The organism is Brachybacterium sp. p3-SID957 (assembly GCF_025144775.1).
Lineage (GTDB): Bacteria > Actinomycetota > Actinomycetes > Actinomycetales > Dermabacteraceae > Brachybacterium > Brachybacterium epidermidis.
This window is the reverse complement of the sequence record NZ_JALXKT010000013.1, coordinates 50,011-60,893: the sequence shown is the minus strand read 5'-3', so window position 1 is coordinate 60,893 and position 10,883 is coordinate 50,011. Positions and strand designations below refer to the sequence as shown.

The window sequence follows — 10,883 nt, the reverse complement described above, 5'->3', positions numbered from 1 at the left end:
GGTGGTGGTCGCCTCGGGGGCAGGGGCCTCGAACAGGCCGTCCTGCTCCCCGGGAGCGCCGGGGCGTGCGGTGGTCAGCGCTTGTGCACCGCCACCAGGTCGCACACGAAGATGAGCGTCTCACCGGGCGCGATCACGGGCGGGGCACCGGTGTCGCCGTAGGCGAGGTGCGCGGGGATGTCCAGGCGACGACGGCCGCCCACCTTCATTCCCTGCACGCCCTGGTCCCAGCCGGAGATGACCTGTCCCACGCCGAGCTGGAAGCGCAGCGGCTCGCCGCGGTCCCAGGAGGCGTCGAACTGCTCGCCGGTGGAGTGGGAGACGCCCACGTAGTGGACGTCGACCACGTCGCCGCGGCCGGCCTCCTCGCCGTCGCCGGTGATCTCGTCGGTGATCACCAGGTCGGTGGGGGCAGGGCCCTCGGGGTGGTCGATCTCGGGCTTGCTGCGGTCGTCCATGCGTTCCTCCTGGATCGGGCTAGGTCGTTGTGGGGCGGGTTCGCGGTACGGTCATTCGATCTTATGGGCTGCGTCCAGCACGTCCACCACGAACACCAGGGTCTTTCCGCCGAGCTCGTGGAGCTCCGGGTCCTCGCCGTAGGCGTCGGCCGGCGGGATAACCAGCATCACCTGGCTTCCCACGGGAACGTCCAGCAGGTGCTGGTCCCAGCCGGTGATCACCATGCCCTGCCCCTGGACGAAGCTGAAGGGAGCACCGCGGTCCCACGAGGAGTCGAACTGCTCCCCGGTGTCCCAGGCCCAGCCGGTGTACTGCATGGTGAGGAAATCGCCCTCGCGGGTGGCATCGCCCGTGCCCTCGATCAGCAGCTCGCGGGTGGTCTTGGTGGGCGGCTCCCCCTCGGGGGCGCCGTCCAGGGAGGGGGCGCCGTTCTCGCCGAGGTTCACCGCGGGGAAGTCGCCGCTGGGCTCCTGCGGCTTCCCCTCGGCGCGCAGCGGAGCGACGATCCGGTCGATGTCCCCCACCTGGATCAACGACATGGACTGGCCGGTCTGGCTCTGCTGCCAGCCGGCCATGGCGAATCGCGAGCCCACCGTCACGGAGGTGAAGAAGGTCGCTGCCTGCTCCCCGATCGTCTGTGCGTCGACCTGCATGCCACCGGCCGGGGCGCCCTGCCACCAGGACTGCAGCATCTCGCCGGTGGAGGCATCCACGTAGGCGCTGCGCATGATCACGGTGTCCCCGGCGGCGATGGTCTCGCCGTCACCGGGCACCACCACCACGGCATCGGGTGCGGTGACCTGAAGCGGCGCCTCGAACTCGACGGTTGGCTCGGAGCCGAGGTCCTCGCTGACGGTCACGGCCGACAGGATGGCGCCCTCACCGCCCCCGTCGGAGCCCGTCGCACCGGTCTGCTCCGGATCGGTGCCGTCGTCGGAGCAGGCGGCCAGTCCGATCGCGGCGGTCGCGGCGAGAGCGGTGGAGAGCAGGGTACGGCGGCGGATCACCAGGGGGCCTTTCGGGTAGGGACGCCCGGCACGGGCGCGGTCACAGCGTACGGCGTCGGCACGGGACGGGCTCCCAGGCCGACGCCGCCCGCTCAGGCGGGCAGGGGCGGTTCGGTCGTGCCGCCGGCGGCACGGATCTCCGCCAGCAGGGCCTCCACCTCGGCGGACTCGGTGGTGAAGGGGTCCAGCAGCTGCACGGGCATCGCGCCTGGCCGGGTCAGGCGCAGCGTGGTCCAGTCCACCACGTGGTCCACACCGTTGTCCTGGGCGGCGGTGACCACCTGGCCGCGCAGGTGCGCGCGGGTGGTGGTGGGCGCCACGGTGCGGGCACGCTCGATGCGTTCCTGGGAAAGGATCGACGGTGCCAGGCCCCGTCGAGTCAGGGCGGCGAACACGCCGCGCTCGGGATCGATGTCGTGGTAGGCGAGGTCCAGCCGCTCGATCGCGGGATCGGCGAGGTCCACGCCGCGGCGCTGGGCGACCTGCTCGAACAGCCTCTCCTTGATCGCCCAGTCCAGGTGGAGGGCGGCCCAGGCACGATCCCCGGTGCGTACGGCGTCCAGCCCGCGCTGCCAGGTCTCCAGCGTCTCCTGCTCGTCCCGGTCCCCCGGCTCGGCGTGCTCGGCGGCCACGTCCAGCCATCGCTGCTGGACCTCGAGCGCGCTGGTGGCGCCGCCGTCGGCGGTGGGGATCGGGGCTCGGCCACTCAGGTCGCGGGCGACGGCTCGGATGGCGGAGATGTCGTCGCGCAGGGTGAGATCCGGCAGGGCCCGCCCGGATTCGATGGCCCGCAGCACCAGGTCGGTGGTCGCGAAGCGCAGGTGCGTGGAGACCTCGCTCATGGTGGAGTCGCCCACGATCACATGCAGGCGGCGGAACCGCCCGGGATCGCCGTGGGGCTCGTCGCGGGTGTTGATGATGGGGCGGGTGCGGGTGGTGGCGGAGGAGACCGCCTCCCACATGTGGTCGCTGCGGCGGGAGAACACGAAGCGGGCCCCGTCCTCGTCCCGCACCACTCCCCCGGCACCGGTGAGGATCTGGCGGGTGACCAGGAAGGGCAGCAGGTAGCGAGGCAGACGGGTGAACTCGCCGCGCCGGTCCACCAGGTAGTTCTCGTGCGAGCCGAAGGAGTTTCCCTCGGAGTCGACGTTGTTCTTCAGCAGATGGATCCGGGCGTCCTGCGCGTCGGCGCTCAGGCGCTCGTTGGCGTCCTGGACCAGCTCGCCGAGGATGCGCTCGCCGGCGCGGTCCTGGGCCACCAGGTCCCACCAGTCGTCGCACTCGGCGGTGGCGAACTCCGGGTGGGAGCCCACGTCGAGGTAGAGGCGGGCCGCGTTGGTGAGGAACACGTTGGAGGACCTTCCCCGGGCGACCACCGGCCGGAACAGCTCGCGTGCCGCGGCCTCGGGCTCGAGGGCGCGGGTGCCGTCGGACCGCACGCACACCAGACCGAACTCGGTCTCGAGTCCTCCTACCCGACGCTTCATCGGGTCACTGCCCGCCCTTCTGGACGAAGGAGCGCACGAAGGTCTCGGCGTTGGCCTCCAGCACGGAGTCGATCTCGTCGAGGAGGTCGTCGGCGCCCTGGGCGGAGGCGAAGGTCTGCCCGCCGGTGACGGACTGGTCGTCCGCGGCGCCGTCCTCGCCGGGGCCGGGGGCGTTCAGGGACTGCTGGCTCATGGCTGCTCCTGGTCGTCGTGGTGATCGTTGGGCTGGGTCGGGGAGTCGTCGTGGGTGGAAGGCGCGGTGACGGCGCGGCGCAGGGCCTCCAGCACGGTGTCGACATCTGCGGAGGGGTCGACGTGGTGGTGGGCGCACCAGGCGGCGGAGCCGATCAGCGGGTCGGCCAGCCGCAGGCGCGCACCACCCTCGGAGCCGGCCACCGTGATAGTGTCCCAGCCCGCCGCGGGCACGCGTGCTCGGTGGTGGCTGATGAGGCTGCCGCGGAGGTGGGCGCGAGTGGAGGCCGGGGGCGTGACCACGGCGCGGTCGACCTCCTGCTCGCTGACCAGGGTGCGCACCCTGCCGGAGGCGCGCATCCGCTCGAACAGCCCCGTCGCGGGGCGCAGGTCGGAGTACTGCAGGTCGATCGCGTACAGGCGGGGATCGGACCAGTCCAGCCCGTGGCGGGCACGGTACCCGTCCAGCAGGCGCAGCTTGCCGGCCCATTCCACCCTGTCCGCAGCCAGCATCGGGTCGCGCTCGAGCAGGTCCAGGATCTCGCCCCAGGCTGTGAGCACCGCGGTGGTCTCCTCGTCGTCCCCATCGGCGACCTCGCGCAGGGCATCGAGATGGGCGCGCTGGATCTGCAGCGCGGTCATCTCGCGGCCGTCCCTCAGTGGCACCGTGGCGCGCAGCGTGGGGTCGTGGCTGATGGTGTGCACGGCCTCCACCGGATCGGCCAGGGTCAGGTCGGGCAGGACCCGGCTTCCGCTGCGGTGCTGGGCCTCGATCGCGGCGAGCACCAGGGAGGTGGTGCCGAGCTTGAGGAAGGTGGACTCCTCCAGCAGGTTGGCGTCCCCGATGATCACGTGCAGGCGGCGGTGGCGGGAGGGGTCGGCGTGGGGTTCGTCTCGGGTGTTGACGATGGGCCGGTTCAGAGTGGTCTCCAGCCCCACCTCGGCCTCGATGAAGTCGGCCCGCGAGGAGATCTGGAAGCCGGGTGCGGTGCCGCGCGGCCCGATGCCCACGCGCCCGGCACCGACGAGCACCTGGCGGGTGGCCAGGAACGGCAGCAAGGCGGCGACCACGTCGTCGAAGGGGACGGCCCGGTCCAGCAGATAGTTCTCGTGAGTGCCGTAGGAGGCGCCCTTGCCGTCGGTGTTGTTCTTGTACAGCGCCACCTCGGGGATGCCGTCGGCCCCGGCCAGGATACTCATGGCGCGGCGGGCGATGACCTCTCCGGCCCGGTCGGTGACCACGGCCTCCCGGGCGCGCAGCACCTCCGGTGCGGAGTACTCCGGGTGGGCGTGGTCCACGTACCAGCGAGCCCCGTTGACCAGCACGGCGTTGCCGATGGAGCGGTGGGCGGCCCAGGTGAGCACCTCGTCGTCCTCGCCCTCGGGCGGGATCTCCGGTCCCTGCAGGGGCGCGTCGAGGTCCACGCTGGGCACGTGGGCGTCGCGCACCTGGTCGGTGAGCTGGGTGGGGTGGGCGGCGGCGCGCTGGATCTCGAAGCCGCGGGCGTCACGCAGCGGGGACTCGTCGCCGTAGTCCCAGCGCACGCGCCGGCCGCGCTCGCCCTCGGCCGGGTCCAGCAGGGCGTAAGCGCCGACGGTGAGGTGGGACAGCAGGATGGAGCTGCCGGCCCCGGCGCGGGCGCGGTCCTCCGGGTCGGCGTGCAGCACGCCTAACTCGGTCTCGATGCCCATCACGCGCTCGGTGGTCAGGCGGCGGCTCATGCCTCCACCACCTCCTGCTCGGGCCGGCCCTGCAGGGGGATCACCGCATCGACCCGGCGGCCGCGCCGACCGGAGATCCGGGCCCAGTCCTCGGGGTGGGCGCCGGAGGGGAGGTCCTCGTTCTCCACGAATTCGCTGCGGATGGCGGCGGCCAGGTGCTCGGAGCCCACGCCCACCTGTCCGGTGGCCAGCTGGTCCTTCACCGCGTTCTTCTTGGCGCGGTCCACGATGTTGCGCAGCGTGGCGCCGGAGACGAAGTCGCGGAAGTGCAGCACCTCGCCGGTGCCGTCGGAGTACTCCAAGCGCACGAAGGCGGATTCCGGGCCGTCCGCGTAGATCTCACGGACCGCCTCGTCCAGCAGTCGGTCGCGGTCACCGCGCACGGGCACCGAGTCGTCCAGGTACAGCGCGAGGATCTCCCGGCCGGACTCCGCATCGGGGCGGCGCACCCGGATCTTCACGTCCAGGCGCCCGGGCCGCAGGATCGCCGGATCGATCATGTCCTCCCGGTTGGAGGCACCGATGACGATCACGTTCTCAAGGGTCTCCACGCCGTCGATCTCCGCCAGCAGCTGCGGGACCACCGTGGTCTCCACGTCGCTGGAGAGCCCGCTGCCGCGGGTGCGGAACAGCGACTCCATCTCGTCGAAGAACACGACCACCGGGTGGCCGCTGGTGGCCTTCTCCCGGGCCCGCTCGAACACCAGGCGGATGGAGCGCTCGGTCTCCCCCACGTACTTGTTCAGCAGCTCGGGGCCCTTGACGTTGAGGAAGAAGGAGTGCTGGAGGGCCTCCTCGACCGGGACGTCCCGCGCCTCGGCGGAGCGCACCGCGAGCTCGTGGGCCACGGCCTTGGCGATCATGGTCTTGCCGCAGCCGGGCGGGCCGTACAGCAGCACGCCCTTGGGCGGGCGCAAGCCGTAGGTGCGGTACAGGTCCTGCTGCAGGAACGGCAGCTCGACGGCGTCGCGGATCGCTTCGATCTGCTCTGTTAGGCCGCCGATCTGCTCGAAGGAGATGTCGGGCACCTGCTCGAGCACCAGGTCGGTGATCTCGGCCCGTTCGATCCGCTCGATCACCAGCTGGGCGCGCAGGTCCACCAGCACGTGGTCACCGGGGTGCAGCACCTCCTCCGCCAGGGATCCGGCACGGCGCAGCACCCGCACGTCGTCGGGCGCCACCGCCACCAGCACGCGCGAGTCGGCCAGGGCCTCGATCACGGTCACCATGTTCCCGGCGTCACTGGGCGGGACCACCTCGACCGCGGCGAGGGCCTCGTTCAGGCGCAGCTCGGCGCCCGGCTGAAGGGCGTCCAGGTCGATCTCAGCACTGGTGGCGATGCGCAGGCGCCGCCCGTTGTGCAGCACGTCCACGGTGGTGCCCTCGGTGCGGCGCAGGAAGGTGGCGTAGGAGTTGGGCGGGTCGCCCACCCGCTCCAGATCTGCCTTCAGGTCCACGATCTGGGCACGGGCCGCGCGCAGGGACGCGGTGAGCCGGTCGTTGAGGGTGGCGAACCGGTCGAGCTCCGCGGACATCTCCGCGTAGGTCTTCATGGTCATCGGGTGCTCTCGTTCATCGGTCGCGTCCTTGGCGGATGTCGCGCAGGGCGCGCTTGATCTTGCGGGGTGCCACACCGCGCTCCCCCAGGTCCTTCGCGGTCCACTCGCCGCCACCCCCGCCGAAGCCCTCGTTGTCGGGGTGGGCGATCTCCTCGGCGTCCCGGGAACCGGGGGCCGGGCGGGTGACACGGGTCAGCGCGGTGGTGCCGTGGGCGGTGCGACGGGAGGTCAGCAGGAAGCCGGTGTGGGCGTTCATCCGGTGCTCGGGTCGCACCGCGAGGCCCTCGAGGTGCCAGGGCCGCACGAAGGACTCCCAGGCGTGGGGCTCGGTGAACTCGCCGTGGTCGCGCAGCGCCTCGGCGGTGCGCGACAGCTGGGTGACGGTGGCGACGTACGCCAGGAACACCCCACCGGAGACCAGGGCCCGCGCGGCCGCGTCCACGCACTCCCAGGGGGCCAGCATGTCCAGCACCACGCGGTCCGCGGCCGGACCGTCGGCGGCCAAGTCCAGGGCGACGTCCTGGAAGTCGCCGATGCTCAGGGTCCATGCCGGGTGGTCGGCACCGAAATAGGTGCGCACGTTCTCCTGGGCGACGGAGGCGAAGTCCTCGCGGCGCTCGATGGAGTGCACGCTGCCGTGCTCGCCCACGGCTCGCAGCAGTGCGGTGGTCAGCCCTCCGGAGCCCACTCCGGCCTCGAGCACCCGGGCGCCGGGGAAGATGTCCGCCCACATCAGGATCTGGGCGGAGTCCTTGGGGTAGATGATCGCGGCGCCTCGCGGCATGGACAGCATGTAGTCCGCGTACAGGGGCCGCAGTGCCTGGTACTGGTTGCCGGCGGTGTCGGCGATCACCACGCCGTCCTCGACGCCGATCAGGTCGTCGTGCCGCAGCACGCCCCGGTGGGTGTGGAACTGGCCGCCGTGCTTGAGCGTAATGGTGTGCAGGCGGCCCCGGGAGTCCGAGAGCTGCACCTTGTCGCCGAGCTCGAAGGGCCCGGTGCGGTCCAGGCCCTTCGCCTCGGGTGCCGCGCCGCCCTCGGGCGCAGCACCGGCCTCGCGTGCGGCGGTGGCCGGGGCGGTGGGCTCCCCCTCGGGGGCCGAGGGGAGCGGGGGCGTGGAGGTCATGCGTTCCAGCATAGGTCGATCGGCGTGCCGGGCACCGGCGCCGTTCAGCGTCCGCGCAGGACAGCGTTGACCTCTGCGCTCCGGATCACGCCGATCACCGTCCCGTCGGCCTCCCGCACCAGGTACAGGGGGTGGGGCCGGGCCAGCATCGCGGTGACGACCTGGCTGCCTGTCATGCCCGCCCTCAGCTCCCCCACCGTGCCCAGGGGCGCGGCAACGGCGCTGACGGGCACGTGCCTGCGCTGGTCCGGGGGCACCGAGCCCAGGGCCGAAGGATCGATCTGCAGGGCGCGCGGTGGCGGCCCGTCCTCGAGCACCATCACGGCGGACGGGTCCAGCGATGCCCCCGCTGCCTCCTGGCCCGCGACGAGCACCTCCGGCAGACGGGACAGCGGCAGCGCCCCGGCGACGAGGACCACCGGCGAGGCCAGCCGGGCCGCGTCCAGGTTCTGGATGCGATGCTCGAGGTTCGCGGCCTCGAGGGCGCGGGAGGCACCGTGCCAGAGCATGCCCGCGATCAGCAGGGCCCACACCAGGGTGAGCATCGACCCGGTGCTCACGCTCGTGCTGCGCGAGAGGTTCCATAGCGGCCAGGCCACCACGGCCACGGCGATCGCGCGGCCGACCCAGGCGGTGATCCGGGTGCCGATGATGCGGCTGCGCAGCACGGTCCCCAGCAGTGCCTCCAGGGCGCGGCCGCCGTCCATCGGCAGGCCCGGCAGCAGGTTAAACACGGCCAGGGCCACGTTCAGCCATGCCGAGTTCTCCCAGAACAGCGAGGCAGGGCTCGGTCCCGTCTCCCCCTGCACGAGCGAGGCGATCCCTGTGCACAGCGCGGCCAGGCCCAGGTTGCTGAGCGGTCCGGCCAGGGAGATCACCGTCGAGGGCAGCCCGCCCATGCGCTCGGCGCGGTACTGGGTATGACCACCCCACAGCGTCAGGGCGATGTGGTCCACGGTGGCCCCGAACAACCGGGCGGTCAGGGCGTGGGCCAGTTCGTGCACCAGCACCGAGACGATCATGAACAGCGAGATCCCCAGAGACAGTGCGATCGCACCGCCGGGGCCCACCACCGCGCTGAGCGCGATCACGGGGTGGATGACCACGGCCAGGATCAGCAGGGTCGCCAGTGTGCCGCCGCTGATGCGGATCGGCGGCAGTGAGCCGAGACGCAGGGACGGGCTCTTCACAGGTGAGACCCTAGCGGGTGCCTATGATGGCTCGATGAGTCGTATCGCGATCACCGCCTTCAGCGGGTGGAACGACGCGGGCGAGGCGGCCAGCGGCGCCGTCGAGCACCTGCTGAGCGTGTGGCCCTCCCGGCCGGCCGGCGCCGTCGATGCCGAGGACTACATCGACTTCCAGGTCAACCGCCCCGAGGTGCGCACCACCGAGGAGGGGCTGCGGGTGCTGGACTGGCCGGACACCGAGCTGCGGATCGTCCAGCCGCCCCGGGGGCCGGAGATCGTCACGGTGCTGGGCCCGGAGCCCAGCCTGCACTGGAAGCGCTTCTGCGACGAGGTGCTCGAGCAGATGCAGCTGCTGGACGTCAGCTCGGTGATCTCCCTGGGGTCCCTGTTGGCCGATTCCCCGCACACGCGGCCTCTGCCCGTGAGCTGCCGGGTGGAGCCGGGGGCTGCGGAGAGCGTAGGCGAGGAGAGCCTCTACGAGGGGCCCGTGGGGGTGCCGACGGTGCTGGCCCGCCGCACCACCAGCGCTGGTCTGCGCACCACCAGCATCTGGGTCCAGGTCCCCCACTACGTGGCGCAGACGCCCTCCCCGAAGGCGGTGCTCGGCCTGATCCGCGAGGTGCAGGACCGCATCACCGCGCCGATCCCGCTGGGGGAGCTGGAGGAGGACGCCGCGGCCTGGGAGCGCGGGGTGGACGAGCTGGCGCGCACCGACGAGGACGTGGCCGACTACGTGCGGCGCCTGGAAAGGGCGCAGGACGCCGCTGAGCTGCCGGAGGCCAGCGGCGATGCGATCGCGCGGGAGTTCGAGCAGTTCCTGCGTCGCAGGCGCGACACGGACTGACCCGGCACCAGCCGCGCGAACATCCCGGGGCGCCGCTCAGCCCCGCAGGGCCAGCCCGAACAGTGCGTCCACCGCGGAGGCCACGTCATCGGGGGCCTTTGCGGGCATCTCCTGCTGGGCGTGCTCGCCGGCCGCCCAGGCGTCCAGCACGGTGAGCGCCGTGGGGGTGTCGAGGTCCTCGCGCAGTGCCCGGCGCAGGACCTCCACGGTGAAGGGGTGGGACCCGCCTCGGGCAGCGGCGGCCCGGTAGGACTCCAGGCGGGCGGTGGCCCGCTCGAGCTCCTGGTCCGTCCACTCCCAGTCGGCACGGTAGTGGTGGGCCATCAGCACCAGCCGGATCACCATCGGGTCGACGCCCTCGCCCACCAGTCGGTGCACGAACACCAGGTTCCCGAGAGACTTGCTCATCTTCTCGCCCTGGTAGGCCACCATCCCGGTGTGCGGGTAGAGCGAGGCGAAGCCGCGGCCGAGGGCGGCAGCGTGCGCCGCTGAGAGGTCATGGTGGGGGAAGATCAGGTCGCTGCCGCCGGTCTGGACGTCGAAGGGCAGGCCCAGCCCGTGCTCGGCGATGCACACGCACTCCACGTGCCAGCCCGGCCGTCCGACCCCCAGGTGCCCGGCATTCCAGGACGGCTCACCGCTGCGCGCCGCTCGCCACAGCAGCGGATCCAGCGCATCGCGCTTGCCCGGCCGCTCCGGGTCGCCGCCGCGATCCGCGTACACGCTCAGCATCTGCTGTCGGCTCCATCCGGAGACGTCCCCCAGGGCACCGTCGATGGAGAGGTCCAGGTACCAGTCAGGACCCGCGGCCTCGTCCGGGGCGTTCTGCACGGGGTAGGCCCGGCCCCGGTCGTGGAGGGTCTGCACGGCGGCGATGATCGCGTCCATGGACTCGCTCACCGAGAGGTAGGTCTCCGGGGCGATGATCCGCAGCGCCTCCATGTCGGAGGTGAACAGCTCGGTCTGCTCGCGCGCGAGGTCCTGCCACTCGATGCCGTCCCGGGCGGCGCGCTCGAGCAGGGGGTCGTCCACGTCGGTGATGTTCTGGGCCATGTCCACCTGCCATCCGGCGTCCAGGGCCGCGCGACGCATGAGGTCGGCGGCATGGTAGGTGGCGGCGTGTCCGAGGTGCGTGGAGTCGTAGGGCGTGATGCCGCAGACGTACAACCGGGCATGCCCGGGCGTGAGGGGGATGAGCGGTGTCACCCGCCCCGTGCGGGTGTCGTGCAACCGCGGGGGGATGTCGGATCCGGGCAGGGGCGTGATCGCCGGTGAGGTCCAGGTGGGCACCCGTCGA

Annotated in this window: 10 protein-coding genes; 1 reads left to right on the top strand and 9 read right to left on the bottom strand. The window is 72.1% G+C overall.

Going from position 1 to position 10,883, the window contains the following annotated elements:
- Positions 1-74 precede the first annotated feature (74 nt).
- From M3B01_RS04765 to M3B01_RS04730, 8 genes are all read right to left on the bottom strand, one after another.
- On the bottom strand, positions 75-458 hold the full coding sequence (locus M3B01_RS04765; RefSeq protein ID WP_259789828.1) for an FKBP-type peptidyl-prolyl cis-trans isomerase: 384 nt from the start codon (positions 456-458) through the stop codon (positions 75-77).
- Between the two features lie 51 nt (positions 459-509).
- A complete protein-coding gene (locus M3B01_RS04760) occupies positions 510-1,466 on the bottom strand; it encodes an FKBP-type peptidyl-prolyl cis-trans isomerase (protein WP_259789826.1) in 957 nt (318 codons plus the stop codon).
- A 92-nt stretch (positions 1,467-1,558) separates the two neighbouring features.
- Positions 1,559-2,953, bottom strand: a complete 1,395-nt coding sequence (pafA, locus tag M3B01_RS04755) for a Pup--protein ligase (RefSeq protein ID WP_259789823.1) — start codon at positions 2,951-2,953, stop codon at positions 1,559-1,561.
- A 4-nt stretch (positions 2,954-2,957) separates the two neighbouring features.
- The gene (locus M3B01_RS04750; protein ID WP_259789821.1) at positions 2,958-3,146 is read right to left on the bottom strand and encodes a ubiquitin-like protein Pup; all 189 of its coding nucleotides are present in this window, start codon (positions 3,144-3,146) and stop codon (positions 2,958-2,960) included.
- Entirely contained in the window at positions 3,143-4,867 is a 1,725-nt protein-coding gene (dop, locus tag M3B01_RS04745) for a depupylase/deamidase Dop (protein WP_259789820.1), read from the bottom strand. Before dop ends, M3B01_RS04750 begins: the two co-directional genes overlap by 4 nt.
- Positions 4,864-6,420, bottom strand: coding sequence for a proteasome ATPase (arc, locus tag M3B01_RS04740; RefSeq protein ID WP_259789830.1), 1,557 nt, complete (start codon positions 6,418-6,420; stop codon positions 4,864-4,866). The genes dop and arc overlap by 4 nt, the downstream gene beginning before the upstream one ends.
- Positions 6,421-6,439: 19 nt before the next feature.
- A complete protein-coding gene (locus M3B01_RS04735) occupies positions 6,440-7,552 on the bottom strand; it encodes a tRNA (adenine-N1)-methyltransferase (protein ID WP_259789818.1) in 1,113 nt (370 codons plus the stop codon).
- Between the two features lie 44 nt (positions 7,553-7,596).
- On the bottom strand, positions 7,597-8,742 hold the full coding sequence (locus M3B01_RS04730; RefSeq protein WP_259789816.1) for a M50 family metallopeptidase: 1,146 nt from the start codon (positions 8,740-8,742) through the stop codon (positions 7,597-7,599).
- Between the two features lie 34 nt (positions 8,743-8,776).
- Between M3B01_RS04730 and M3B01_RS04725 the strand changes: the two genes are divergently transcribed.
- Positions 8,777-9,586, top strand: a complete 810-nt coding sequence (locus M3B01_RS04725; RefSeq protein WP_259789815.1) for a PAC2 family protein — start codon at positions 8,777-8,779, stop codon at positions 9,584-9,586.
- Positions 9,587-9,622: 36 nt separating this feature from the next.
- Here M3B01_RS04725 and mshC read toward each other — a convergent pair whose 3' ends face one another.
- Entirely contained in the window at positions 9,623-10,876 is a 1,254-nt protein-coding gene (gene mshC, locus M3B01_RS04720) for a cysteine--1-D-myo-inosityl 2-amino-2-deoxy-alpha-D-glucopyranoside ligase (protein WP_259789814.1), read from the bottom strand.
- Between the last annotated feature and the right edge of the window lie 7 nt (positions 10,877-10,883).

What these genes read in the sequence shown, in the direction of transcription:
- M3B01_RS04765 (WP_259789828.1), bottom strand. Translation starts at nt 458, where the DNA reads ATGGACGACCGCAGCAAGCCCGAGATCGACCACCCCGAGGGCCCTGCC.
- pafA (WP_259789823.1), bottom strand. Translation starts at nt 2,953, where the DNA reads ATGAAGCGTCGGGTAGGAGGACTCGAGACCGAGTTCGGTCTGGTGTGC.
- M3B01_RS04750 (WP_259789821.1), bottom strand. Translation starts at nt 3,146, where the DNA reads ATGAGCCAGCAGTCCCTGAACGCCCCCGGCCCCGGCGAGGACGGCGCC.
- dop (WP_259789820.1), bottom strand. Translation starts at nt 4,867, where the DNA reads ATGAGCCGCCGCCTGACCACCGAGCGCGTGATGGGCATCGAGACCGAG.
- arc (WP_259789830.1), bottom strand. Translation starts at nt 6,420, where the DNA reads ATGAAGACCTACGCGGAGATGTCCGCGGAGCTCGACCGGTTCGCCACC.
- M3B01_RS04735 (WP_259789818.1), bottom strand. Translation starts at nt 7,552, where the DNA reads ATGACCTCCACGCCCCCGCTCCCCTCGGCCCCCGAGGGGGAGCCCACC.
- M3B01_RS04725 (WP_259789815.1), top strand. Translation starts at nt 8,777, where the DNA reads ATGAGTCGTATCGCGATCACCGCCTTCAGCGGGTGGAACGACGCGGGC.